Source organism: Caballeronia sp. INML1 (assembly GCF_023631085.1).
Classification (GTDB): Bacteria; Pseudomonadota; Gammaproteobacteria; order Burkholderiales; family Burkholderiaceae; genus Caballeronia; species Caballeronia turbans.
In genome coordinates, this window is the sequence record NZ_JALQDT010000048.1 from 116,705 (window position 1) to 142,376 (window position 25,672).

The window sequence follows — 25,672 nt, forward strand, 5'->3', positions numbered from 1 at the left end:
AGGATAGAAAACATGATCCATATACGACAGTTAAACTTTTTTCGCTTATCTATTCATTGAACGTTATGAGTTGGGCTTGCCGGTTTTCGCGACGATCTGGGTGATGGCTTCGATCTGCGCAGCGCCTTCCTCGATAAGAAACTGTTTGAACGCGAGCGCCACCGGCGGCAGACGCTTATTGTTCCGATGCACGACGAACCAGTTGAGCATCACGGGAAAACCCTCGATATCGAGCACCGCCAGCTTCCCGACCTGCAGTTCCATGCTGATCGTATGCGCGGATAGAAAGCTCAGACCCATGCCGGCGATCACAGCCTGCTTGATCGTCTCCGTGCTCGTGATTTCCATCGCGACGTTCAGGTTCGAAAGCCTGCCGGCGAAACCTTCCTCCATCGAATTCCATGTATCCGAACCGCGCTCACGGACGATGAACGGCTCGTCGGCCAGCGCTTCGAGCGGCATGTTCCTCCGTCCGACGAGCGGATGATCGGGCGGCGCAACGATCACATACGGATGCGGCGCGAATGACACATTGGCCGTATCCATATCGCGCGGTGGACGCACCATCACGGCGAGGTCGGTGAGGTTGTCAGAAAGCTGATGCAGCAGTTCTTCGCGATTGTGCACCGCAAGATTGAGCCTGACATCGGTATTACGCTGCGTGAACGCTGCAAGCAGCCGCGGGAAGAAGTAATCGCCCGCGCTGATCACCGCGACGTTGAGCGTTCCACCCGAAATGCCCTTGAGCCGCGCCATGGCGTCGTCGGCTTCGCGGAATTGTTCGAGGATCGCCCGGCTGTAATGGAGCATTTCATTCCCGGCCGGCGTGAGGTAGATTCTCTTGCCGAGTTGCTCGAAGAGCGGCAGACCGGCGTGCTCCTCCAGTTGTTTCACCTGCGTCGAGACCGCGGGCTGGGTGAGATACAGTTCCTCGGCGGCGCGGGAAAAGCTCAGTCGACGTGCAACGGTCTCGAAGATCTTCAATTGACGCAGGGTGGCGTTGCGAAGCACGACAATCCTTCATCCATTAACGATATCTAATTTATACAATAATTTTTTCTAACTTTCCTTAATCGTTTTTCTCCCCCACGATGCTTTCACGTCCCCATAGTTGTAAGGCGGACAGTCGCGGTGAGCACGGACGGCCATGCTAAACCCCGAGCATCGGCAAGCGCCGCGCGGCAACACGAGAAGAACTGATCAGCACGCAAAGCCTGCAAAGGCTGTATCAACCATCCGGACCTTATTGGGAATCGCTCGAAATGTATCTTCGATCGCCTGACGCGGATGTTTGCCAGATGTGCGAATCGATCGCCCATTTCAATACGCGCGACTTGCGCGACAAGCGGCTTCACGCCCACGCCGCCCGGACCGAGCACGTTCCCTGACCGACCGCCCGCCGCCGACGCACTGCGCCGGTTTCTCGCAGCACATCAAGCGCCGCACGAGCGCTATGACACATAACGGAGACAGACATGGCAAGCGCAGACACGGTTGTGTCCGGGCAATCGCACGGGCGTCACCACAACAGATGGTTCCAGCTAGTGATCGGCATCATATGCATGGGGCTGGTCGCCAACCTGCAATACGCATGGACCCTATTCGTCGTTCCGATGGATGCGAAACACCATTGGGGACAAGCGGCGATTCAGACAGCCTTCACTATCTTCATCGTCACCGAAACATGGCTCGTGCCCGTCGAGGGCTGGCTCGTCGACAAGTTCGGGCCGCGGCCGGTCGTCATCGGCGGCTCGATCTGCGCGGCGCTCGGCTGGATCATCGACGCGCACGCGACGAGTCTCATCCATCTCTACATCGGGGCGGTGGTCGCGGGCATCGGCGCGGGCTGCGTGTACGGCACGTGCGTCGGCACGGCGCTCAAGTGGTTCCCGGACAAGCGCGGTCTCGCGGCGGGCATGACGGCGGCCGGTTTCGGCGCGGGCGCGGCCGTCACCGTGATTCCGATCTCCAACATGATCCAGAGCTCGGGCTACGAGCACGCGTTCATGTTCTTCGGCATTCTGCAGGGCGTGTGTATCTTCGTGCTCGCGCTGATGCTCGTGCGGCCGAATCCGCCGAAGGGCATCGTGCCGGCCAAGCGCATCGTGTCGACGAAGATCGACTACACGACAGGACAGATGGTGCGCTCGCCGCTCTTCTGGGTGCTGTATCTGATGTTCGTGTTCGTCGCGGCGGGCGGCGTGATCGCGACCGCGCAGTTCGGGCCGATCGCGAAGGAGTACGGCTTCGCCAAGATGCCGGTGAATCTTCTCGGCGTGACGCTGCCGCTGCTCGCGATGACCCTGTCCATCGATAACCTGTGCAACGGCTTCACGCGCCCGCTGTGCGGTTTCATCTCGGACAAGATCGGCCGCGAGAACACGATGTTCATCATCTTCCTGGGCGAAGGCGTCGCGCTGCTCGGGCTGATGGAGTTCGGACACAATCCGTATCTCTTCATGCTGTTCGCGGCGATGACGTTCCTCTGCTGGGGCGAGATCTTCTCGATCTTTCCTGCGACCTGCGCCGATACCTTCGGCAGCAAATACGCCGCCGCCAACGCGGGCACGCTGTACACCGCGAAGGGCACGGCGTCGATGCTGGTGCCGCTTGCGTCGGTGCTCGCGTCGATCGGCTCCTGGAACGCGGTGTTCATCACGGCGGCCGTGACGTCGATCGCGGCGGGACTGTGCGCGAAGTTCGTCCTTGCGCCGATGCGCAAGCGCTGGATCGAAAACACGCTCGCGGAAACGTCGGCGGAATCGTCGATCAACGCGTCGTTCCAGACGGGCTGGGACGCCTCGCGCAATACGGTTCAGTAAGGCGTCGAGGCATGACGCGCGAACAATCTCCGCCGCTCAGCGTATCGCTGCATCAGCTGAGATTGTTCGTCACGCTCGCGCGGCATCGCAGTTTCACGCGCGCGGGCGACGAATTCGGCATCACGCAATCGGCAGTCAGCCGCAGCATCAGAGAACTCGAAGACGAAATCGCACTGCGGCTCTTCGATCGCACCACGCGCCAGGTCGCGCTCACCGACACCGGACGCAGGCTGCTCGCGCGCATCGCGCCGCTCGTCGAAGAACTGGAAGCGACGCTACGGCCGCGCGCGCAGGAGGGCGGCGAGCCGCGTGTCGTGAATCTCGCGAGCAGTTGCGGTCTCACGGCGAGCGTCGTGCCCGCCATGCTCGCGTCCTGTCACGAGCGCTTGCCGGATATCACGATCGTGATGATGGATCGGCCGCAGAACGCCGTGCTGCAACTCGTGCGCTCGGGCGAGGCGGAACTGGGCCTCGTCGCCGCGCCGGAGAATCTCGACGAGCTCGCCGCCGAACCGCTTTTCGCCGACGGCCTCGCGGCGGTCGTCGGTGTATCGCATCGGTTGAGCGGCGCGGCGCGCATCGACTGGCAGCAACTGCGCGGCACCCCGCTGCTTCTTCTCGATGACGATACCGGCAGCCTTCGCGCCATCGAAGCCGCGCTCGCGCTGCACGGCGTGACCGGCGCGGTGCGTCAGAAACTCACGCAGCCGGCGGCGGTCGCGCGCATGGCCGAAGCGGGGCTTGGCGTCGGCATTCTGCCGATGCACGCGCGCGCCGCATGCGACAGCGCGCAGACGCGCTTCATCCCGCTCGTGCCAAACGCGTCGCGCACGATCATGCTCGTGCGGCGCAAGAGCCGCGCATTGCGCGCGAGCGCGGCCAGTGTGTGGTCACACATCGTCGCGTCCTCGTCGCATACTCTCATCTCGGGTCAGGCTGTCGGCGCCTGACCGGCGCTTTCCCTTCTTCATCCGCACCCGCGGCGCCTCTTGCGCATGCGGGTTTCCGCTCGTTTGCGAGCGCACGATTCGCCTTGTTCTTGCTCAATACGGAATGTAGTATCTTGTATATCAGAAGGCTATAAGGCTACAACCCTCAGGAGACGAACCATGAAAATCTGCGTGTACGGCGCCGGCGCGATCGGCGGCTATATGGGTGCGCAACTGGCGCGCGCCGGTGCGGACGTCAGTTTCGTCGCCCGCGGACCGCATCTCGCGGCGATGCAGGCGAACGGCGTCAAGCTGCGGATCGATGGCGAGGAGCATGTCGTCAAGGTGCGCTGCACGAACAATCCCGCCGAACTCGGTCCGCAGGATTACGTGATCATCGCGCTCAAGGCGCATTCGATTCCTGGGGTCGTCGACCTGATTCCGCCGCTGCTCGGCCCGGAGACCGCGATCGTCACGGCCGTCAACGGACTGCCTTACTGGTACTTCTACAAGCACGGCGGCGAGCTGGAAGGCACGAAGTTGCAGAGCGTCGACCCCGGCGGGCGGCAATGGGACGTGTTCGGACCGGAACGCGCGATCGGCTGCGTGCTGCTGCCGGCGGCGGAGATCGCGGAGCCGGGCGTCATCGAGCATCACTACGGGAAGAAGTTTCCGATCGGCGAGCCGAGCGGTGAAATCACGCCGCGTCTTCAGGCGCTGCACGACATGATGGCCAAGGCGGACATGGAGGCGCCGATGCGCGACAACATCCGCGACGAAATCTGGCTGAAACTTTGGGGCAACCTGTGTTTCAACCCGATCAGCGCGCTGACCGGCGCGACGCTCGACGTATTGACGAGCGATCCCGGCACCCGCGCGCTCTCGAAGGCGATGATGCTGGAGGCGAAGGCCATCGGCGACAAGATCGGCGTGAACTTCCGCGTCGATGTGGAGCGGCGCATCAACGGCGCGGGCGCGGTCGGCGCGCACAAGACGTCGATGCTGATGGATTGCGAGGCCGGACGCCCGATGGAGATCGACCCGCTGATGACGGTCGTGCAGGAAATCGGCCGGCTGGTTCACGTAGGCACGCCGATGCTTGATGCGGTCCTCGCATTGATCAAACTGCGTGAGGGCGTGAACCAGGGCACGGCGAAGCCGCTGCCGCTCCCGCAATCGCAAAAAGCCGCCTAAACTGCAGACAAAGGCACCAACGTTGTTTCTGATATACAAGATGCAAAATATGTTGCATCGCTGTTGCGATGCAGCATATACTGAGGGCTCTTGAGTGATTTAACCGGAGCCTGAGATGAGCATCGCCCTGTTGGTTGTTGTCGGATTCGCGCTGGTTGCCGTGGGTATGGGTGTTACGTTTATGATTGCGTCGGCGGTGCCGCAGAACATGCTGCAGCGCGCACAGGATCACGGTCGATTCGCCGGTCTTGCGGCGGAGGACCAGAACGGCGGTTCGGGCAAGCGTGTCGACGCTGGCCGTCCGCACTTGGGAAATCAAGCCATCAATGCCATCTGATACTCAATCCGTAGACAGGCCGGAAGTTCGCCCCGACGTTCGTCCGTCAGGGCTCACACTTTCGCTGGAGCCGATCAATGCCACGGTTTCGCTGCGCGACCAGGCGTACGCGAAGCTGCGGCAGGCGATCGCCGAGGCGGACATCTACCGCTCGCGGGAAGAAATCCGTCTCGACGAGAAAGAGCTGACCGAGGCGCTCGGCGTCTCGCGCACCCCGATCCGCGAGGCCATGACGCTGCTCGAGCAGGAAGGGTTCCTGCGAACGGTGCCGCGCCGCGGCGTCTACATCTTGCGCAAGACCAAGCGCGAGATCGTCGAGATGATCCATATGTGGGCGGCGCTGGAAAGCATGGCGGCGCGGCTCGCGACGCAGCGCGCAACGGACGAGGAAATCGCCCACTTGCGCCACATGTTCGACAATTTCCGTGACTCGACGCCCGCCGAGCACATCGACGAGTATTCGGAAGCGAATATCGCTTTCCATTCTGCGATCGTGCGGCTGTCGAAGTCGGAAATCATCTTCGATACGATCAAGAACATCTTCGTGCATGTGCGCGCCATCCGTAAGATGACGATCTCGCAGAGCGACCGGGCGTCGCGCTCGATCGTCGATCACATGCGCATCATCGAGGCGCTGGAAAAGCGCGATACCGAGCTGGTCGAGCGGCTCGTGAAGCAGCACTCGCTGGATCTGGCGGCGTTCGTCGAGGCGAATTGCGACTTTCTGGATTGATGGCGGTTTGAGGTTCAATAATGAAAAAGGCTGCGCGGCGTTTGCCGCGCAGCCTTTTTTGCTTTCCGAATGACAGAACCGATAGTGCCAACGCTTGCCCGGGCGTCGTCGCAAGCAACGACGCGTCGACTGAACGATGAAACGGACGAACCACTAACGTATCGCGTGGACCATCGTTTCGCCGAGGGCGGCCGGCGAATCCGCGACGTGGATGCCCGCCGATTTCATCGCGTCGATCTTCGCGCTCGCCGTGCCCGATCCGCCCGAGATGATCGCGCCCGCGTGGCCCATGCGGCGTCCCGGCGGCGCCGTCGTCCCGGCGATGAAGCCGACCACCGGTTTTTTCGTCTTCGCCTCCTTCAGGAATTGCGCGGCTTCCTCTTCCGCCGATCCGCCGATCTCCCCGATCATGATGATGCCCTCGGTGGCGTCGTCTTCGAGAAAGAGCGCGAGGCAGTCGATGAAGTTCGTCCCGTTCACCGGATCGCCGCCGATGCCGATGCAGGTCGTCTGCCCGAGCCCCGCGGCGGTCGTCTGCGCGACGGCCTCATAAGTAAGCGTGCCCGAACGCGACACGACGCCGATCTTTCCCGGCCGATGAATATGCCCCGGCATGATGCCGATCTTGCATTGCCCCGGCGTGATGACGCCCGGGCAGTTCGGCCCGACGAGCCGGCTGTTCGAGCCGGCGAGCGCGCGCTTGACGCGCAGCATGTCGAGCACCGGAATGCCTTCTGTGATGCAGACGATGAACGGCACCTGCGCGTCGATGGCTTCGAGGATCGCGTCGGCGGCGAAGGGCGGCGGCACGTAGATGACGGATGCGTCGGCGCCGGTTTTCGCGACCGCATCGGCGACGGTGTCGAACACGGGCAGGTCCAGATGCGTCGTGCCGCCTTTGCCGGGCGTCACGCCGCCGACCATGCGCGTGCCGTACGCGATCGCCTGTTCCGAGTGAAACGTGCCTTGCGCGCCGGTGAAGCCCTGGCAGATGACTCTGGTGTTGCTGTCGATCAGAACGCTCATGTCGGCTTCCTCGTTAGTGTTGGGCAGCGGCGACGGCGCTGACGATCTTGTCGGCGGCATCGGCGAGGTTTTCGGCGGGGATGATCGTGAGACCGGACGTGCGCAGGATTTCGCGGCCGGCATCGACATTCGTTCCGGCGAGGCGCACGACGAGCGGCACGCGCAGGTCGACTTCGCGCGCCGCCGCGACCACGCCTTGCGCGATCACGTCGCAACGCATGATGCCGCCGAAGATGTTGACGAGGATTCCCTGCACCTTCGGGTCGCGCAGGATCAGCTTGAACGCGCTGGACACGCGTTCTTGCGTCGCGCCGCCGCCGACGTCGAGAAAGTTTGCCGGCTCGCCGCCATAGAGCTTGATGATGTCCATCGTGGCCATCGCGAGGCCGGCACCGTTCACCATGCAGCCGATGTTGCCGTCGAGCTTCACGTAGTTCAGCCCGTGTTTCGCCGCTTCGATTTCGGCGGGATCTTCCTCGTCTTCGTCGCGCAGCTTTTCGATGTCGGGATGGCGATAGAGCGCGTTGTCGTCGAAATTGATTTTGGCGTCGAGCGCCATCACGTCGCCGGAACCGGTCACGACGAGCGGATTCACTTCGACGATGGACGCGTCGAGATCGACGAACGCCTGATACAGCGCCGTGATGAACTTCGATGCCGCGCTGACCTGCTTGCCGCTCAGGCCGAGTCCGAATGCGATCTGGCGCGTGTGAAAGGGTTGAAGCCCGGTCGCCGGATCGATCGCGACCTTGAGGATCTTCTCGGGCGTGCGGTGCGCCACTTCCTCGATCTCCATGCCGCCTTCGGTCGACGCCATGATCGTGATGCGCGACGTGGCGCGATCGACCAGCATGCCGAGATACAGCTCGCGCGCGATATCGCAGCCTTCCTCGATATAGAGACGCTTCACTTCCTTGCCCGCCGGCCCGGTCTGCTTCGTCACGAGCACCGATGCGAGCATCTTCTGCGCGTTCTCGCGTACCTCGTCCACCGATTTCACGACGCGCACGCCGCCTTTGCCGTCCGGATCATTCGAAAAGCGTCCCGCGCCGCGGCCGCCCGCGTGAATCTGCGATTTCACGACCCAGACCGGCCCGCCGAGCGCGCTCGCCGCGTCGGCGGCTTCCTGCGCGGAAAAGGCGACGCGGCCCGCTGGAACCGCGACGCCGTACTTCCGCAGCAGCGTCTTCGCCTGATATTCGTGGATGTTCATTGCGTCTCCTGATGTCCTCTGATGGGAATGCGCGCGGCCACAAACGCGTATCCAAGGGCGCGCTGAAATACTGTATATCAGATTTCACGGCGGTCAAAACACTTTTATCGAGGCATGCGGTCCGGTGTTCAGCAACTTCTTAACGCGCATGGAAGGCATACAGCGATTGATGCACTGCAGCGTTGAGCACGTCGAAAAGCACGCCAAACCGGCCGCCACGACGATCTTGCAGTGCATCACAGGGTTTTCGCCGATCGGACTATAGTTGACTAATACTGTGTGTGGAATATTGTATATCACAGGAACCGGACGGCAGGACGACGTCACGGGAGCCCCGCACACCACCCCATCGAGGAGGAGACAACAATGTCCGAAGTCGTCAGCAGCCGCCCTGAAGTCGCTCCAGCCACCACCACCGCCGATGACACGCTGAAGCAGAAGACCCGCGGCGCAGGCGTCATTTCGGGCGGCCATCTGGTCGCCCGTGCTTTGAAGAACGAAGGCGTCGACACGATCTTCACGCTGTGCGGCGGCCACATCATCGATATCTATGACGGTTGCGTCGATGAAGGCATCCGCATCATCGACGTGCGCCACGAGCAGGTCGCCGCCCACGCCGCCGACGGCTACGCCCGTCAGACCGGCAAGCTCGGCTGCGTCGTGACGACCGCCGGACCGGGCTGCACCAACGCGGTGACGGGCGTCGCCACGGCGTTCCGCTCGGAAAGCCCGATCCTTCATATCGGCGGGCAGGGCGCCCTGACCCAGCACAAGATGGGTTCGCTGCAGGATCTGCCGCACGTCGACATGATGGCGCCGATCACCAAGTTCGCCGCCACCGTGCCGAGCACCGAGCGCGTCGCCGACATGGTGTCGATGGCCGCGCGCGAAGCCTTCAACGGCGCGCCCGGCCCGGCGTATCTCGAGATTCCGCGCGATGTGCTCGACCGTGAAATCGACGTGTCGAAGGCCGTGATTCCGCAGCCCGGCCGCTATCGCGCGTCGACGAAATCGGTCGGCGATCCGCAGTCGATCGAGCAGCTCGCGGATCTGCTCGTCAACTCCGAACGTCCCGCGATTCTCTTCGGCCAGCAAGTGTGGACGGCGCGCGGCCACGAAGAAGCGATCGCCTTGCTGCGCGGCCTCGACGTTCCAGGCTACTTCAACGGCGCGAGCCGGGGCCTGCTGCCGCCGGGCGACCCGCATCACTTCGACCGCACGCGCTCGCAGGCTTTCGCGAAGGCGGATCTGATCGTGATCGTCGGCACGCCGTTCGACTTCCGCATGGGCTACGGCAAGCGCATCAGCCGCGACCTGAAGCTCGTGCAGATCGACATGGATTACCGCACGGTCGGCAAGAACCGCGATATCGATCTCGGTCTCGTCGGCGATCCGGGCGCGATTCTCGGCGCAGTCCTGCAAGCGTCGACGGGACGCCTGAAGAACGACAAGCGTCAGGCGCGCCAGGCGTGGATGCGCGAGCTCGCCGCGCTTGAGGAAACCGCGACCGCCAAGCTGATGCCGCTCTTCACCTCCGATGCGAGCCCGATCCATCCGTACCGCGTCGCGCACGAAATCAACCAGTTCCTCTCCGACGACACGATCTATATCGGCGACGGCGGCGATGTCGTGACGATCTCCGCGCAGGCCGTTCGCCCGCGCCGCCCCGGCCAGTGGATGGACCCGGGCGCGCTCGGCTCGCTCGGCGTCGGCACGGGTTTCGCGATTGCGGCGGGCCTCGCCAACCCCGAGAAAGAAGTACTCTGTTACTACGGCGATGGCGCGTTCTCCATGACGTCCTTCGACATGGAAACCGCGAACCGCTTCGGTGTGCCGTATATCGCGGTGATCGGCAACAACTCCGCGATGAACCAGATCCGCTACGGCCAGCTCGCGAAATACGGCGAAGAGCGCGGCAATGTCGGCAATCTGCTTTCGGATGTGCCGTACGGCCGCTTCGCCGAAATGCTCGGCGGCTACGGCGAGGAAGTGCGCGAAGCCTCGAAGATCGCAGGCGCGCTGCAGCGGGCGCGCGAATCGGTGGCGAAGACGGGCAAAAGCGCGGTCATCAACATCTGGGTCGATCCGACTGTCTACGCGCCGGGCACGATGGCGCAGACGATGTACAAATAAATGTGAACCTATAAACGTCGAACGAAAGAGTTGGGAGACAAGCCATGACGGTGAACACATCTGGCAAGGCGCTGGACGGCGTGCGAATCCTGGATTTCACGCACGTTCAATCGGGGCCGACCTGCACGCAGCTGCTCGCGTGGTTCGGCGCGGACGTCATCAAGGTGGAACGCGCGGGCGCGGGCGACATCACGCGGGAGCAACTGCGCGACATCCCCGACGCCGACAGCCTCTACTTCACGATGCTCAATCACAACAAGCGCTCGATCACCATCGACACCAAGAATCCCGAAGGGAAGAAGGTGCTCGAGACGCTCGTGAAGAAATGCGACGTGCTCGTCGAGAACTTCGCGCCGGGCGCGCTCGATCGCATGGGCTTCACGTGGGAGCGCATCCAGGAACTGAATCCGCGGATGATCGTCGCGTCGGTGAAAGGCTTCGGACCCGGACCGTACGAGGACTGCAAGGTCTACGAAAACGTCGCGCAATGCGCAGGCGGCGCGGCCTCGACGACCGGTTTCGACGACGGCCCGCCGACGGTGACCGGCGCGCAGATCGGCGATTCCGGCACCGGTCTGCATCTCGCGCTCGGCATCGTCACGGCGCTCTATCAGCGCAACTCGACCGGACGCGGCCAGAAAGTGCTCGCCGCCATGCAGGACGGCGTGCTCAACCTCTGCCGCGTGAAGCTGCGCGACCAGCAACGGCTGGAACGCACCGGCGTAATGAAGGAGTATCCGCAATACCCGAACGGCACGTTCGGCGAAGCGGTGCCGCGCGCGGGCAACGCATCGGGCGGCGGCCAGCCCGGCTGGATCCTGAAGTGCAAGGGCTGGGAAACCGATCCGAACGCGTACATCTACTTCATCACGCAGGCGCCGGTATGGGGTGAAATCTGCAAGGTGATCGGCAAGGAGGAATGGATCGACCATCCGGACTACAAGACGCCGAACGCGCGGCTGCCGCATCTGAAGGACATCTTCGCGGAGATCGAGCGCTGGACGATGTCGAAGACCAAGTTCCAGGCGATGGAAATCCTCAACAAGCACGACATCCCGTGCGGCCCCATTCTCTCGATGAAGGAGATCGCCGAAGAACCGTCGCTGCGCAAGACCGGGACCGTGGTCGAAGTGGATCATCCGGTGCGCGGCAAATACCTCACGGTCGGCAATCCGATCAAATTGTCCGACAGCCCGACGGACGTCGTGCGCTCGCCGCTGCTCGGCGAGCACACGGACGAAGTCATGGCCGAGCTCGGCTACACGCCTGACCAGGTCGCCACGCTGAGAAGCCTCGGCGCGATCTGAGCGCATCCACGCAGTTGCTTTGCCTCCCGCCGCCTTCGAGAGAAGGCGGCGCGGACCCGGCACGCCCATATAAATCGGAGATACGCGACATGAACAGCACGGTTGTCCAGGAACGCAGCGAAGCAGCCAACTCATCCACGCACGCGGCGCCGGTCGTGCCGCTGCACGCACCCGACGCGAAGCGCCGCGTCGCCGAAGTATTCGATCGCGTGAAGGCCGAAGGCCGCACCTCGCTCACGGCGCCCGAAGGCAAGCTCGTCTGCGATGCATACGGCATCGCGGTGCCGCAGGAAGGCGTCGCGAAGTCTGCGGACGATGCCGCGAAGCTCGCGTCGTTCATCGGCTTTCCGGTGGTGCTGAAGATCGTATCGCCCGAAATCCTGCACAAGACCGAAGCGGGCGGCGTGCTGGTCGGCGTGAAGAACGAAGCCGACGTGCGGGCCGGCTTCGACACGATCATTTCGAATGCGAAGAAATACGACCCGAACGCGACGCTCGTCGGCGTCCAGGTCCAGCAGATGGTCGGCGCCGGGCAGGAAGTGATCATCGGCGCGGTGACCGATCCGTCGTTCGGCAAGCTGATCGCGTTCGGTCTCGGCGGCGTGCTCGTCGAAGTGCTGAAAGACGTGACCTTCCGCCTCGCGCCCGTGACGCGCGACGAAGCCGCATCGATGCTCGACGGCATCCAGGCCGCCGAAGTGCTGCGCGGCGTGCGCGGCTCGGAGCCGGTGAATCGCGAGGCGCTCATCACGCTGATCGAGCGCGTGTCGCGTCTCGTCGATGACTTCCCGCAAATTTCGGAGATGGACCTGAACCCGGTCTTCGCGAGCCCGAACGGAGCGGTGGCGGCGGACGTGCGCATCGTGATGGACTTCGAGCCGGCGGCGCCGCGCTACCGGCCGACGCAGGAGCAGATCGTCAAGCAGATGAACCGCATCATGAAGCCCGATGCGGTCGCGGTGATCGGCGCGTCGAACGAGGACGGGAAGATCGGCAATTCGGTGATGAAGAACCTCATCAACGGCGGCTATCAGGGCACGATCTATCCGATCCATCCGAAAGCCGACGAGATCATGGGCCGCAAGGCCTACAAGAGCGTGAAGGACGTGCCCGGCGTGATCGATGTGGCCGTTTTTGCGATTCCGGCGAAGTTCGTCGCGCAGGCGCTCGTCGAAGTGGGCGAGAAGCAGATTCCGGGCGCCGTGCTGATTCCTTCCGGCTTTGCCGAGACCGGCAATCACGAAGGCCAGGAGGAGATCGTCAGGATCGCGCGCCAGTACGACATCCGCATGATGGGCCCGAACATTTACGGCTTCTACTACACGCCGAAGAACCTGTGCGCGACGTTCTGCACGCCATATGACGTGAAAGGCAAGGCCGCGCTGTCGTCGCAATCGGGCGGCATCGGCATGGCGATCATCGGCTTTTCGCGCTCGGCGAAAATGGGCGTGTCGGCGATCGTGGGCCTCGGCAACAAGAGCGATGTCGATGAAGACGATCTGCTCACGTTCTTCGAACAGGACGACAACACCGAGATCATCGCGCAGCATTGCGAGGACCTGAAGGATGGACGTGCGTTCGCCGAGGCCGCGAAGCGCGTGTCGAAGAAGAAGCCGGTCGTGGTTCTGAAGGCGGGCCGCACGAGCCTCGGCGCGCGCGCGGCGAGCTCGCACACCGGCGCGCTCGCGGGCAACGACAAGATCTACGAAGACGTGTTCCAGCAATGCGGCGTGATCCGCGCGCGCTCCCTGCGCGATCTGCTTGAATTCGCGCGCGGCATTCCGAAGCTGCCGACGCCCAAGGGCGAGAACGTCGTCATCATCACGGGGGCGGGCGGCTCGGGCGTGCTCCTCTCGGATGCGTGCGTCGACAACAACCTGTCGCTGATGACGATGCCCGACGATCTCGACGCCGCGTTCCGCAAGTTCATCCCGCCGTTCGGCGCGGCCGGCAATCCCGTCGACATCACCGGAGGCGAGCCGCCGACGACGTACAAGAACACGATCCGCCTCGGGCTGGAAGACGATCGCATCCATTCGATCATCCTCGGCTACTGGCACACGATCATCACGCCGCCGATGGTCTTCGCGAAGCTCGTGATTGAAGTGAAGGAGGAGATGAAAGCGCTCGGCATCGAGAAGCCGATCGTCGCGTCGCTGGCGGGCGACGTGCAGGTCGAGGAAGCGGCGGAGTATCTTTACGAGCATGGCGTGCCTGCTTACGCCTACTCGACGGAACTGCCCGTCGCGGTGCTCGGCGCGAAATACAAGTGGGCGCGCGGCGCGGGTTTGATCTGATGTAAGGAGGAGGGGACGAGAGCGCGGGCCATGTACGCCCGCGCTCCTCACAAGGGAGGCAAACTTGACACACTGGATTCGTTTTCGCGATGCGGGCGGCAGCATCGGTTTCGGCACGCTCGATCAGCACTCGGGCCGCGTCGTGCAGCACGAAGGCGCGATGTTCGACCGCCCGCGCCCGACCGACATCTCCTTTGCCGCCGCCGACCTCGCGCTGCTCGCGCCGTGCCAGCCAAGCAAGGTCATCGCGCTGTGGAACAACTACTACGCGCTGTCGCAGAAGCTCGACAAGGCGCCGCCGCAGCATCCGCTCTTTCTCATCAAGCCGCCGATGTCGGTGATCGGGCCAAACGAGTCGATCCGCCGGCCGAAGAGCTATCACGGCAAGATCGCGTATGAGGGCGAACTGGGCATCGTGATCGGCAAGACGGTGAGCGGGGCGTCGGTCGAGGAGGCGCAGGCGGCGATCTTCGGCTTCACGTGCGTGAACGACGTCACCGCGATCGAGCTGTTGCAGGAAGATCCCAACTTCGCGCAGTGGTGCCGCTCGAAAGGCTTCGACACGTTCACCTGTCTCGGGCCCGCGATCGTCACGCCGGGCAACGGCTTCGACTGGCGCGCATCGAGCGTCGTCACGACGGTCGAAGGCGTCGAGCGCCAGAATTATCCTCTCGACGACATGATCTTCTCGCCCGCCGAGCAAGTGAGCATGTTGTCGCAAGACATGACGCTCGTGCCCGGCGATGTGATCGCGTGCGGCACGTCGATCGGCGTCGGCTCGATCAAGGACGGCGCGCGCGTGGATGTGTCGATCGCGGGCATCGGCACGCTGTCGAACGTGCTGGCCGCCTGAAGGAGCGACGCATGTCCGATGCTCTCGCCGGGGCGCTTTGCGTGCTCGCGGCGCTGTCGGCGGGTTCGTCGATGCGCATGGGCGCGGCGCGTTTGCGCGCGTGGGCGGTGGCCGGCGCGGTGATCGTCGCCGCTGCTTGCGCGAGCGGCGGGCCGGCTGCCATCGCGCCGCTGGCCGCGGCGCTCCTGCTTGCGGCTTTCGCGGGCTTGGCCGGATATCGATTCGACGGGGGCGCGTCCAGTGCATCGACGCACGCGTTGCTCGCCACGATCGCTTTCGTCGCATGGGTGCTGCCGGGCCTGAATGGCACGTGTGGGGTGTTGGCGGGCGGCGCGATTGCGGCGCTGGGTCATCTGATCTTTGCGCGGACGAAGCGCGAGAACCTGATCCTCCAGCCGCTGCATCTCGCCTGTGCCGGCGCGTGCGCGGCGCTCGCCTATGGGCTCGGCGCGCAACCGGGCGCGCTCGCCGTGGTGTCGGTCATTGCGATGGTCGCGCTCATCGGCGCGCATTTGTCGCTCGCGATGGGCGGCGCGGCGGGCGCACCTGCGGCGAGCCTGATGAGCGCAGCGGCCGCGGGCGGCCTCGCCCTTGCGGCGGCGATCGACGGCACGCATGGCGCGCTCGCCGTGGCGGCTGTCGGGATCGCGATCGGCTGCGCGCGGTCGGCGGCGCTCGTCGGCATCGTGCGCGAGGCACCATGAACGACAAGGCCGGCGCAGTGTCCCGCGCCGGCCCTGGTCTCGATGTGTCACGCGCACGGCAATCCGCGCATCAACGATCGCGGTTCCACAACGCGCCCAGCATGAAGCCCACCGCCGCGGCGATCAGCACGCCCTGAATCGGCTGATTCGCCACCGCGAGGCGCACGTTGTCGACAGTCTGCCCGTAGCTCTGCTGCAAGTTGCCGTACGCCTGCCGCACTTTGCCCTCGGCTTGCGTCGCTTCGTCGCCCGTCAGTGCGCCGACCGTGTCCTGCACCTTGCCGACGACTTTTTGCGCCACGCCTTCCACTTGATCCTGCACCATGGTGCCTCCCTTTGGTTGAGCGGTTTCTTCCTGAGTCCGGATTTGCCGGAACGCACCAGTGCAGCACGCCGCGTGCCTACGTCCGCTCACGCCGGCCCGATCAGGCTTTGGACGGTGTCGATCAGATCGTCGATCGAAAACGGCTTGCGGCGAAACTGCGCGTGCGGATGCTCGAGCGCCGGCGCATTGGCGGCCGCGCTCATCAGAATCACGGGCACGCGCGCGAGCCCGTCGCTTGCCGCCAGTTGCCTGACCAGCTCGACGCCGTCCATGTGCGGCATCATCCAGTCGGTAATGACGAGCGCGGGCGGATTCGAGCGCGCCGCGTCGAGCGCGATGCGCCCGTTGGACGCGGTCGAGACCTCGTAGCCCTCCATTTCGAGCACGAGCCGCCACGTGGTCAGAATGTCGAATTCATCGTCGACGACGAGGATCTTTTTCATGCGCGCGCGCCGGGGTCCGACACGGAGAGCGCGGGCGCGATCGACGGGTGTCCGGACAGCAGACCCGTCGGGCCGATGAAGCCTTCGCTCATATGCAGGCCGCGCGAGTCGATCGTGAGACGGCGAATCGCCGAATCGTGCGAGCCTTCGCGCTGCTTGACGATCGACACCATGCGATACAGCGCGGAATTCGCCTCCACATAGCGCATGAGCACGATGTTCTCCGTCATCGCGGACGCGCGCAGCGTCGTGGGCAGCCTCACCTCGCCGTAGAGCGGCATCTCCTCGGTGAGGATGGTGGTCACGCCCGCGTTGCGCAGGCGGTGCATGAGCGCGTTGAGAAAGAGCCCGAAGCGCTCGGTGCGGTTCGCGGACTGGAAAAATCCGTCGATACCGTCGACGACGAGCCGCGACGCATTCGCGTTTCTGACCGCGTTCATCAACTCGACGGCGAGCTCGTCGATCGCCAGTTCGACGGCCGGATGCCAGTGAATCACGAGGCGTCCGTCCTGGACGGCCGGCACGAGATCGATGCCGACCTCCTGCGCTTTCGCCAGCAGCCGTTCGGGCGACTCGTAGAGGCCGAAATAGACGCAGCGCTCGCCGCGCTCCACGCCGGCCTGCAGGAACTTGAGCGACACGAGCGTCTTGCCGACGCCCGACGGCCCGACGAGCGTGGTCGTCGAGCCGCGCACGACGCCGCCGCCGAGCATCTGGTCGAAATCGGGAAACGCGAAGCCGAGCCTGCTCTTGAAATCGGGCGGCCCTTGATCGTTCGCGGGCGACGCCTCGATGCGCGGAAACGTCTCGAGGCCGTGCTCGGTGATCTTGAAGAAGTGCTTGCCGAGCAGGTGATCGCGGGCGCGCAGCTTGTGGACCTCGATCTCGCGGGCGCGCCGCATGCCGGTGTTGTAGCGGTTCAGCTCGATGAGCCCGTCGACGAGCGTGTGCTCCGGATGCGGCTCGTTGCCCGACAGCGGCGCGAGGATCAGCGTCGTGCAGCGCGCGGCGCTCACGAATGCCGACAGTTCGTGGATGAACTGCGAAAGTTCGAGTTCCGTCGAGCTGAATTCGCGTGCACTGCGGAATCCGTCGATGACCATGAAGCGCGGCCGGCTCGTCTTGATGGTCGAGGCGATCAGCGCGAGAAAACCGGACAGGCCGTCGCGCATCAGTTCGTGATAGCCGGAGACGAAGAGCATCCGGTCGGAGATGGCGTCGGCGTTGTAGAACGAGAGTCCCTTCAGATGGGACAGAAGCTTGGTATGCGATTCGGCGATCAGGGTGATGTACAGCACCATGTCACCCTGCGCGACGCGATGAAAGCCGATTTGCGACGAGAGGATCGTCTTGCCCGCGCCCGCCATCCCTTCGATCAGATACAGGCCGCCTTCGACGAGGCCGCCGCCCAGAATCTCGTCCAGGCCCACGACGCCGGTCGTGACGTTGCCGTCGATGGGGCCGGACTGTCTGGTTCGATCGGTCGAGTGCTTGTCGTCTTGATTCATGGCATTTTCGTTTTTACTTGGCGATCCGGCATTTTTGCGATGGCGCATTATGGCCGAGTCTTGGCAAGCTGTGGCCGCCTGCCGTGCTGATGATCGCCGCCGCCCTGCCTTCCGTGGGCGGTGCCTTGTGTTTCCAGGGCGCTTTTTGCGCTTCCGCTATGGTCCTCGAACCATGCGCCGGCCGCGCGTGCGCGCACACATGAACGCCTGCGGCACGCATTTTTCACACCCGATCCCCGTGGCGGATGAGAAAGGCTGCCGCCGGGCAAGAAGTCTTTGAGAACTCTCTCATGGGCAGAAGGCGCGGCGACTGTTGAAATAACGAACCATGCAGTACACGGACGCCGTGTTTCCTCCGGCTGCTCCATTCCGGCGCTCGCGCGCCCTCATTGCCTTTTCCTTGCCATGCACCGTTCGCACCCGATCCCGGGCGCTCTCGCGCTCATTGCCAGCTTTTTCGCGCTTTTTGCCGCGGCCGCCGGGCCGGTTCACGCGGTCCAGCCTTTGCCCGACGCGGGCATTCTGTCGGCCGCGCCGTTCGACTTCCGCGCAGACCATGACATTTTCTCGCGCATGCCAGGCCTACCGGGCGATTCTCGCATTCTCAAACCGGTCGAAACCTTGCGCAGCGCGAGCGAGCCGCGATTGCAGCAAGACGGTTCCCGGCGCCAGCCGTCGATTTAAATCCGCGCGTTTCAAAGCGATTCAGGCGTCTGGAATCGGCGGCTTCACAGCGCCAATTCTTTTCGAGTGATGTGCTTTGCCGTTACGGAAGAATCGCAATGCAGCGCTGGGCTTATTACGTTGCGCTTCAGAAAAGAAAAATATGGCGCGTGACCAAAACACAAAATGACGGGCGCGCCGAACCCGTTTATTCCGATTTCGCTAAAACATCGATCACTCGCCGATGCGGGAATCAAGCGTATCAAGCTGCCGACAGGCAAATCTGCGCGCAGTGTGAGCGCGCCGAGCGGCTAGAAGCCGATCTCGATATTGCTCGCGCGCCGCAAGCCAGGCGACGGCTTGTCAGCCGGAGCAGCAGAACGCGATCCGCGAATTGCGCACCGGACGGGCCGCCGCGCAGGCGCAGCTTCAACCGCGGCAGACCCGCGTGCAGGAACTGCAAACGCAGTCCGATGGCGATCTCCCCGCGCCGGTCAAATAGGCGCTTTGAAATACGCATGAGAGGCGTCTTCAATTTGGGAGTTGTCCGCTTAAGCCGCGCAAATCGTCGGGCTACAATCCCGCAGCTTTTGGAGTGCTCATCGAAAGTCGAGCGCATCCGAATGACCCATGAATCCGCCTGCCGCCTCTGGCATGAGCCCAGGCCTGGAAATGAGGCGCGCTTTCGGCGGCTTCGCGCTTTCAAATTGACTCGCATGTACACCAAATTGCTCACGAAAACCCTTGCCGTTAGTCTTATCGCCGCTGCTGCACTTGCGGGTTGCTCGTCCACCACGGGACCGGCGTTCAATATCAGCCAAATTCAGACGTCGGATGGTCAAAAGGCTTACCGCGCCGAATGCTACGGTGTTTTCGAGAACGGCAGCGCCTGTATGGCCGCCGCTCAGAAGATGTGCGGCAATCAACCGTTGAATGTGCTCCAGACGCTCGCCGGTACTCAGACGCCGAACGATCCCCGCAACGTGATCTTCAATTGCGCGACGCCGGTGCAGGCGGCGCCGGTTGCGCCCGTGACCAGCACGCCGGCGCCCGAGCCGCAGCCGGCTCCCGTCAAGGCAGCGGCCCCCGCGCCGCGCAAGATCTTGCTGGACGAGAAGACGAACTTCGCCTTCGATAGCGCCGTGCTAACGCCGAAGGCCAAGGGCATTCTGAATCAGCTCGTCGCCGAGTCACAGGGTGCGAACTTCGCCTCCGTGACGGTCGAGGGCTATACGGATTCGACCGGGCCGAATGCCTATAACGTCAGTCTGTCCCAGCGTCGCGCGCAGGCCGTGCTCACGTATCTGAAAGAACGCGGCCTGCATGCCGACAATTACTCGGTGAAGGGATTCGGTAAGGCGAACCCGATCGCGTCGAACGCTACGAGCGTCGGTCGTGCGGAGAATCGTCGCGTGGAAGTCACGCTCACGCCGTAAAACGGCGAAGTACGTCGCTCACGAAAAAGCCCGCGAACCATTTCGGTTCGCGGGCTTTCTTATCTTTGCGCCGAGGACGGCCGGTTCAGAAGAGCGCGAGTTGCTCGCGACCCGGGCCGCCCTCCAGCGTGAGCAAGTGACGCTTGCGTTCCACGCCGCCGGCGTAGCCGGTCAATTCTCCGTCGCCGCCGATCACGCGGTGACACGGCACGATGATCGCAATCGGATTGCGGCCGTTCGCGCCGCCGACCGCCCGCGATGCGCCCGCGGGCAAGCCCAGTCGGCGCGCGAGATCGCCGTAGGTCCATGCTTCGCCGAAAGGGATCTGCCGCAGTGCATCCCAGACCTGCCGCTGAAACGCTGTGCCGTTGAGCGTCAACGGGATCGAAAACGCCTTGCGCACGCCAGAGAAGTATTCGCCGATCTGCTCGCGCGCCTCGCCGATTACGCGCGATGCGGGCGGCGTCTCGGACAGCGTCGGCTCCGGCAACCCGGCGGGAAAGTGCTTCTGCCCGAGAAAGAAGAGCCCGGTCAAGCAGTCGTCTTCGGCGCGATACAGGATGTGCCCAAGCGGACTCGGGCCGACATGGCATTCGATCACTTCGATTTCTCCGCGCGGCTGTCTCCGATCGCCGCTTCAGATAAACGGGTTGTCAGCGGTGCCTGACGGCGCGGCCGGTTCGTCGGGCAACTTCGCGGGCAGCGAGGCCTCGCTCTGCAATGCTTCGATGATCGCACCGAGCGCCTTCTGAAGCGCGAGCGCGTTGGCAAGTCCCGCCTTGTCGCGGGCAATCGTCAGATCGCCGCTGATCGTCAGTCGCTTCACGCCGTTTTCGATGTTGATCGCGTCGCCCGCGATGTTCATCACGTCCGTATCGTTCGCAAATGGTTTAAACACCTCGCAACCCTCCAATTCGTTTGTCCTTCAGTCCGTCCGGTATGCCGGGAAACGCGAGACCGCTCATCGCTTCCAGCTCGCGCACGGTTTTCATCGTGTACGTGTCCGTCGGCGTATTTTCAACCACCACCGCGAACGCAATCTGCCGCTGTGGCAAATAGACCACCTTGTACAGTTGCGTCGGCACGAACACGCGCGATTCGCCGATCGTCTGCAACTGACGGCCGGAAAAGAGCGGGCCGGTGACGACGAACGCTTCGCCCGATTCCTCCGTCAGCCTGCGCACCGCTTCCTCGATGCGCGACCAGATGCGCCGGTTGTTCGAGGGATCCTGCGGCACGATGTTCGCAAGCGAAAACGATTCGGCCATGCCTTGCTTGCTCGCGCGATCGCCCGCGGGGCTCATATGGCCGCGGTCGTAACCGCTCTTCTTGTAATCGGAAAGCTGCGCGCTCTCACCGGGCGGCAAGCGCTTTTCGACGAAGAAGCGATTGGTGCGCGTGTTGTTCTTTGCCTGATCGACACTGTTGGCGGTCAGATGTTCCGCCGACCAGAGCGGTCCTTTGGTGATGCCGGAGTGAAGCAGCGCGAAGTCGGTGTAGCAGACTTCCTGCGTCTCCGCGCGCATCTTAGAATTGACGACGACCGGCGCGCGGCCGTTGGGACTGAACTGCGGGCAGTCGCTCGCGGATGCGCCGATACTGACGAATGCGAAGAGCGCGGCGGCGAATGCCTTGATACGGAATGACATGCTTGTAAAGATCCAGACGACGATCGGGGCCGCAAGTATAAGCGCTGCAGACAGGGCGCGGGGCGGGCAGCGCGTGGGCGCGTGAACTTTCAAGCGCGCTAGAATGCGTCGGCCGACGTCATCTCGAAATGGAAAAAATGAATCCAGTGCGTAGCAAGCCGTCCGTCCTTCGTTCTGTCGTGTTGTCGCTCGCGATGTCCTGCGCTTTTCACGCCCATGCCGAGGACACCGCGCCAGCAGCCGGCAATGACGGCCCCGCCTACGGCCCCGAGCTGCAAGGCTTCGACTATCCGTATCCGGTTGCGCAATTCGCGCTCACGTCGCAGCGCCAGGTCGTGCGCATGGCCTATATGGACGTGCATCCGCTGCATCCGAACGGTCGCACCGCGGTGCTTCTGCACGGGAAGAATTTCTGTTCGGCGACCTGGAAGCAGACTATCGAAACCTTGACCGATGCGGGTTATCGCGTCATCGCGCCGGATCAGATCGGCTTTTGCAAGTCGACCAAGCCCGCGCGTTATCAGTACAGCTTTCAGCAACTCGCGCGCAACACGCATGCGCTGCTGACGGCGCTCGGCGTATCGAAGGCGACGCTCATCGCGCATTCGACGGGCGGCATGCTCGCAGTGCGCTATGCGCTCATGTATCCGCGCGAGACGCAGCAGCTCGTGCTCGTCAATCCGATCGGACTCGAAGACTGGAAGGCGAAAGGCGTGCCGTCGATATCGATCGACGACTGGTACGCGCGCGAGCTCAAAACGAGCGCCGATGGCATCCGCCGTTACGAGACGAACACGTACTATTCAGGGCAATGGCGCGCCGATTACGAACCGTGGGTGCAGATGCTCGCGGGCATGTATCGCGGGCCGGGCAAGGACATCGTCGCGTGGAACTCGGCGCTGCTCTACGACATGATCTACACGCAGCCGGTCGTCTACGAATTCGATCAGTTGAAGACGCCGACGCTGTTGCTCATCGGCGACAAGGACAACACGGCGATCGGCAAGGATCTCGCGCCGCCGGAAATCCGCCCGACGCTCGGCCGCTATCCGGATCTTGCGAAGCTGGCGAAGGAGCGCATCGAGGGCGCGAAACTCGTCGAGTTTCCCGAGCTGGGCCACGCGCCGCAGATGCAGGATCCGGCGACGTTCCACAAGGCGCTGCTGGATGGCCTCGCCGCACTTAAGCCGAATTCGCAGTAGTTCAGCTTCGATCGGGCGCGCACGACACGCGCTCGATCGCAGGCACCTGCACCGCCAGCGTGATGCCGCGCGCCACCATGAAAAGGGTGAGCGCAAGCCACAACCCGTGATTGCCGAGCGATCCCGCGAGCGCCCAGGCGGCGAGCAGAAACACCGTGAGCGAGACTGCCATCGCTTTCATGAGTTCGTGCGTGCGCGTTGCGCCGATGAACACGCCGTCGAGCTGAAAGCCCGCTACGGATGCGAGCGGCAGAACCGACGCCCACGGCAGATAGCGCGCCGCCGCCGCGTGCACGACGGCCTGATCGGTCAGCTTGCCGATGATCCATTCGCCGCTTATCCAGTAGACGATGGAAAAGCCCGCCGCGCCGATCGCGGACCAGAGCATCGTGATCTTCACCGCCTGCCGGAACGCGTGACGGTCGCGCGCGCCGGCCGCCGCGCCGACGAGCGCCTCGGCCGCGTGCGCGAAACCGTCGAGTCCGAAGGACATGAAGGTCTGGAAGTTCAGCAGGACGGCGTTGGCGGCGAGGATCGCATCGCCCTCGCGCGCGCCGAGATGCGCGAACCAGGCATACGAGCCGAGCAGACAGATCGTGCGGATGAAGATGTCGCGGTTGAGCGCAACCAGCCGCCTGAGCGCGTGCCCGTCGAAGAGTGAACGGGGCGCGAGCGGCGCGAGATCGCGCGGACGCAAATGCCAGAGAATCGCGACGCCGAGCGAGAAGCCGCAGAAATCCGCGAAGGCGGTCGCCGCGCCGATGCCCGCGATGCCCCAGTCGAAGCGATACACGAACAGCAGCACCGCGACGATGTTCACCAGATTGATGAAGATCTGCGTGACGAGCGCGAGCCGCACGCGCTGGCAGCCGAGCAAATACCCGAGCACGACATAGTTGCCGAGCGCGAACGGCGCGGCCCAGATGCGCGCATGACAATACGCGCGCGCGGTGTCCTGGACGGCCGCGCTGCCGCCCAGCGCGACGAGTCCGTAGCGGATGATCGGCATCTGTAGCGCGAGCACCGCCACGCCGATCGCGAGCGCGAGCAGCAGGGCGCGCAGCACGCTCGCGCGCAAGGCGTCGTCGTCGTGTGCACCGAACGCCTGCGCGACGAGCCCCGTCGTGCCCATGCGCAGAAAGCCGAAGCCCCAGAACACGAAGCTGAACACGAGCCCGCCGAGCGCGACGCCGCCGAGATACTGCGGTCCGTCGAAATGCCCGGCGACGGCCGTATCGACCGCGCCGAGAATCGGTTGCGTCAAATTGGCGAGGACGATCGGAAACGCGAGCATCAACACGCGCTTGTGCCAGTGCACGGGCAGCGCGGTGGTTCCGGGCGAATCGTTTTGCGGAGTCGTCTGCAAGGTGTTCGGGCTGGCGGTTCGTAACAAGGGCGTCATTGTCCGGAGCGGACGCGGACCACGCAACTTCACGCCAGCGCCGATAATGCGCGTCATGAGAACATTCGCGCTCTATGTCGTCACGGCCATTGCCGAGATCGCCGGTTGTTATTTTCCGTATCGATGGCTCAGGGAGGGCGGCTCGCCGTGGCTCGCCGTGCCCGGCGCGCTGTCGCTCGCGCTGTTCGCGTGGCTGCTCACGCTGCACGACACCGCGGCGGGGCGCATCTATGCGGCCTACGGCGGCGTGTATATCGGCGTGGCGATCGCGTGGCTATGGGCCGTCGAGCGCATCCGGCCGACGGCGTGGGATGTCGCGGGCGGGGCGATCGCACTCATCGGCATGGGCGTGATCGCGTTCCAGCCGCGCGTCTGACGCGGATCAGGCCTCCAGCGCCAGCAGCGCGAATGTCGCGAGCCAGTGCTCGCCCATGTAATCGCCCGCCACATGCGCAATGCCCGCCGCCAGATGTTCGCTCGCGGCCGCATCGAGCACCGCGATGCGCGCGTCGCCCGCAGGCAATGCCCGCGCGATCGTGCGCTGGCACCACGCGCGGGAAAGGTTCAGCCCGTCGAGGTGCGCGAGCTTGCCGTCGCTGCGATCGGTGACGGTGGCGGGCGCGAAGAGCGTCGCCGGTTCGCGTGCGGCAATGCGCGGCAGAAACCGGTCGAACCAGCCGACGAAACGCTCGTCCGGCAGCACATGGCGCATCAGCACGGCTTCCATCAGCGAAGGCGACAGGAATTCGTCGCCCGCCGGCTCCCACGCCTGACAGCTTTCGTCCTTCTCGAACCAGCGCAAGGCCGTCTCGCTGAGCAGGCGTTCGAAGCCCGCGTCGTGCGTGGCGCGCGCGTAGCCGATCGAGAGCGTCAGCGCGAACGCCATGTTGAAGTGCGTGCCGACCCGAAGCGGATACGTCGACTTCGGCAGAAAGTCTTCGAAGCGGGCGACGAACGCATCGGCGAGCGGGGCAAGCGTGCGGGCCCAGCGCGCGCCGTCCTCGGACTGCATCGAGCGGAGCTGCGCTGCGAGCGCGAGCAGCCACGCCCAGCCGTAGGGCCGCTCGAAGCCGCGCGCTGCGGGACGCTGCAGATACGCGACTTCGGCGGCGACGTTGGCATCGGTGAAATGCGCGTCGATCACCGCACGGATGCGCGGCGCCTCCGGCAACGCGGGAAAGCGGTCGTACAGCCGCGCGATCAGCCAGTAGCCGTGAACGCACGAATGCCAATCGAAGCTGCCGTAGAAGATCGGATGCAGCGCGCGCGGGCTTTGAACATCGGCGTCGCCCGCCATGACATGGTCGAGCTTGTTCGGATACTCGCGCGTCAGATGGCCGAGCGCGACCTGGGCGAACTTCGACGCAAGCGCGGCGTCGAGGGTAATCGGTTGATGCGGGTTCATGCGGTCCTCGTCGATGCGAATCGTGATCCCGAGACTTTATCGATAATTAGTTGGCGAAATCTTCGATCAGGGTAATCACCTAGGATGAATG

The 25,672-nt window shown here is 63.9% G+C and carries 24 protein-coding genes and 1 pseudogene; 14 read left to right on the forward strand and 11 right to left on the reverse strand.

Annotated features, from left to right (window positions below; translation table 11 throughout):
* Positions 1–63: 63 nt before the first annotated feature.
* A complete protein-coding gene (locus NCR38_RS14915) occupies positions 64–1,011 on the reverse strand; it encodes a LysR family transcriptional regulator (protein WP_061118269.1) in 948 nt (315 codons plus the stop codon).
* Positions 1,012–1,475: 464 nt separating this feature from the next.
* Here NCR38_RS14915 and oxlT point away from each other — a divergent pair, with 464 nt between their 5' ends.
* From oxlT to NCR38_RS14940, 5 genes are all read left to right on the forward strand, one after another.
* Positions 1,476–2,822: an oxalate/formate MFS antiporter gene (oxlT, locus tag NCR38_RS14920; RefSeq protein WP_061118268.1), complete on the forward strand. Its 1,347-nt coding sequence runs from the start codon at positions 1,476–1,478 to the stop codon at positions 2,820–2,822.
* Between the two features lie 11 nt (positions 2,823–2,833).
* The gene (locus NCR38_RS14925; protein ID WP_061118267.1) at positions 2,834–3,772 is read left to right on the forward strand and encodes a LysR family transcriptional regulator; all 939 of its coding nucleotides are present in this window, start codon (positions 2,834–2,836) and stop codon (positions 3,770–3,772) included.
* A 159-nt stretch (positions 3,773–3,931) separates the two neighbouring features.
* Entirely contained in the window at positions 3,932–4,945 is a 1,014-nt protein-coding gene (locus NCR38_RS14930; protein ID WP_061118266.1) for a 2-dehydropantoate 2-reductase, read from the forward strand.
* Between the two features lie 115 nt (positions 4,946–5,060).
* Positions 5,061–5,282, forward strand: a complete 222-nt coding sequence (locus NCR38_RS14935) for a hypothetical protein (RefSeq protein WP_061118265.1) — start codon at positions 5,061–5,063, stop codon at positions 5,280–5,282.
* On the forward strand, positions 5,272–6,015 hold the full coding sequence (locus NCR38_RS14940) for a GntR family transcriptional regulator (protein ID WP_061118264.1): 744 nt from the start codon (positions 5,272–5,274) through the stop codon (positions 6,013–6,015). Before NCR38_RS14935 ends, NCR38_RS14940 begins: the two co-directional genes overlap by 11 nt.
* A 153-nt stretch (positions 6,016–6,168) precedes the next feature.
* Here the strand turns inward: NCR38_RS14940 and sucD are convergent, their stop codons facing one another.
* Positions 6,169–7,041: a succinate--CoA ligase subunit alpha gene (sucD, locus tag NCR38_RS14945; RefSeq protein WP_061118374.1), complete on the reverse strand. Its 873-nt coding sequence runs from the start codon at positions 7,039–7,041 to the stop codon at positions 6,169–6,171.
* A gap of 13 nt (positions 7,042–7,054) precedes the next feature.
* Positions 7,055–8,254, reverse strand: coding sequence for an ADP-forming succinate--CoA ligase subunit beta (gene sucC, locus NCR38_RS14950; RefSeq protein WP_061118263.1), 1,200 nt, complete (start codon positions 8,252–8,254; stop codon positions 7,055–7,057).
* A gap of 366 nt (positions 8,255–8,620) precedes the next feature.
* Here sucC and NCR38_RS14955 point away from each other — a divergent pair, with 366 nt between their 5' ends.
* The 5 genes from NCR38_RS14955 (at position 8,621) to NCR38_RS14975 (ending at position 15,548) form a co-directional block, all read left to right on the forward strand.
* On the forward strand, positions 8,621–10,387 hold the full coding sequence (locus NCR38_RS14955; protein ID WP_250477310.1) for a thiamine pyrophosphate-binding protein: 1,767 nt from the start codon (positions 8,621–8,623) through the stop codon (positions 10,385–10,387).
* 44 nt (positions 10,388–10,431) lie between these two features.
* Positions 10,432–11,694: a formyl-CoA transferase gene (gene frc / locus NCR38_RS14960; RefSeq protein WP_061118261.1), complete on the forward strand. Its 1,263-nt coding sequence runs from the start codon at positions 10,432–10,434 to the stop codon at positions 11,692–11,694.
* An 89-nt stretch (positions 11,695–11,783) separates the two neighbouring features.
* Positions 11,784–13,991, forward strand: coding sequence for an acetate--CoA ligase family protein (locus NCR38_RS14965; protein WP_250477311.1), 2,208 nt, complete (start codon positions 11,784–11,786; stop codon positions 13,989–13,991).
* Between the two features lie 64 nt (positions 13,992–14,055).
* The gene (locus NCR38_RS14970) at positions 14,056–14,844 is read left to right on the forward strand and encodes a fumarylacetoacetate hydrolase family protein (RefSeq protein WP_061118260.1); all 789 of its coding nucleotides are present in this window, start codon (positions 14,056–14,058) and stop codon (positions 14,842–14,844) included.
* Positions 14,845–14,855: 11 nt separating this feature from the next.
* The gene (locus NCR38_RS14975; protein WP_061118259.1) at positions 14,856–15,548 is read left to right on the forward strand and encodes a hypothetical protein; all 693 of its coding nucleotides are present in this window, start codon (positions 14,856–14,858) and stop codon (positions 15,546–15,548) included.
* Between the two features lie 70 nt (positions 15,549–15,618).
* Here NCR38_RS14975 and NCR38_RS14980 read toward each other — a convergent pair whose 3' ends face one another.
* The 3 genes from NCR38_RS14980 to NCR38_RS14990 form a co-directional block, all read right to left on the reverse strand.
* Entirely contained in the window at positions 15,619–15,873 is a 255-nt protein-coding gene (locus tag NCR38_RS14980; protein ID WP_061118258.1) for a CsbD family protein, read from the reverse strand.
* A gap of 86 nt (positions 15,874–15,959) precedes the next feature.
* Positions 15,960–16,316 carry a response regulator gene (locus NCR38_RS14985; protein ID WP_061118257.1) on the reverse strand — a complete coding sequence of 119 codons (357 nt, stop codon included), beginning with the start codon at positions 16,314–16,316 and terminating at the stop codon, positions 15,960–15,962.
* Positions 16,313–17,824, reverse strand: coding sequence for an ATPase domain-containing protein (locus NCR38_RS14990; RefSeq protein WP_250477312.1), 1,512 nt, complete (start codon positions 17,822–17,824; stop codon positions 16,313–16,315). The genes NCR38_RS14985 and NCR38_RS14990 overlap by 4 nt, the downstream gene beginning before the upstream one ends.
* A gap of 782 nt (positions 17,825–18,606) precedes the next feature.
* On the opposite strand from NCR38_RS14990, the pseudogene NCR38_RS14995 reads away from it, so the two are divergent.
* Positions 18,607–18,777, forward strand: a pseudogene (locus NCR38_RS14995) (DUF2968 domain-containing protein); the annotation flags it as partial.
* 333 nt (positions 18,778–19,110) lie between these two features.
* Positions 19,111–19,923 carry an OmpA family protein gene (locus NCR38_RS15000; protein WP_250477325.1) on the forward strand — a complete coding sequence of 271 codons (813 nt, stop codon included), beginning with the start codon at positions 19,111–19,113 and terminating at the stop codon, positions 19,921–19,923.
* Positions 19,924–20,008: 85 nt separating this feature from the next.
* On the opposite strand, the gene NCR38_RS15005 is transcribed toward NCR38_RS15000, so the two are convergent.
* From NCR38_RS15005 to NCR38_RS15015, 3 genes are read right to left on the reverse strand one after another with little or no spacing between them, the layout of a single operon-like run.
* Positions 20,009–20,524 carry a methylated-DNA--[protein]-cysteine S-methyltransferase gene (locus tag NCR38_RS15005; RefSeq protein ID WP_061118252.1) on the reverse strand — a complete coding sequence of 172 codons (516 nt, stop codon included), beginning with the start codon at positions 20,522–20,524 and terminating at the stop codon, positions 20,009–20,011.
* Positions 20,525–20,560: 36 nt separating this feature from the next.
* On the reverse strand, positions 20,561–20,821 hold the full coding sequence (locus NCR38_RS15010; protein ID WP_250477313.1) for a hypothetical protein: 261 nt from the start codon (positions 20,819–20,821) through the stop codon (positions 20,561–20,563).
* Positions 20,814–21,572 carry a DNA/RNA non-specific endonuclease gene (locus tag NCR38_RS15015; RefSeq protein WP_061118250.1) on the reverse strand — a complete coding sequence of 253 codons (759 nt, stop codon included), beginning with the start codon at positions 21,570–21,572 and terminating at the stop codon, positions 20,814–20,816. The genes NCR38_RS15010 and NCR38_RS15015 overlap by 8 nt, the downstream gene beginning before the upstream one ends.
* Before the next feature lie 194 nt (positions 21,573–21,766).
* Between NCR38_RS15015 and NCR38_RS15020 the strand changes: the two genes are divergently transcribed.
* The gene (locus tag NCR38_RS15020) at positions 21,767–22,774 is read left to right on the forward strand and encodes an alpha/beta fold hydrolase (protein WP_250477326.1); all 1,008 of its coding nucleotides are present in this window, start codon (positions 21,767–21,769) and stop codon (positions 22,772–22,774) included.
* Position 22,775: 1 nt separating this feature from the next.
* Here the strand turns inward: NCR38_RS15020 and NCR38_RS15025 are convergent, their stop codons facing one another.
* On the reverse strand, positions 22,776–24,068 hold the full coding sequence (locus NCR38_RS15025) for an MATE family efflux transporter (RefSeq protein ID WP_250477327.1): 1,293 nt from the start codon (positions 24,066–24,068) through the stop codon (positions 22,776–22,778).
* A gap of 163 nt (positions 24,069–24,231) precedes the next feature.
* On the opposite strand from NCR38_RS15025, the gene NCR38_RS15030 reads away from it, so the two are divergent.
* Positions 24,232–24,552, forward strand: a complete 321-nt coding sequence (locus NCR38_RS15030) for a YnfA family protein (RefSeq protein ID WP_061118370.1) — start codon at positions 24,232–24,234, stop codon at positions 24,550–24,552.
* A 6-nt stretch (positions 24,553–24,558) separates the two neighbouring features.
* Here the strand turns inward: NCR38_RS15030 and NCR38_RS15035 are convergent, their stop codons facing one another.
* Positions 24,559–25,581 (reverse strand): DUF2891 domain-containing protein, encoded by a 1,023-nt coding sequence (locus tag NCR38_RS15035; RefSeq protein ID WP_061118249.1) that lies wholly within the window; start codon positions 25,579–25,581, stop codon positions 24,559–24,561.
* Positions 25,582–25,672 lie beyond the last annotated feature (91 nt).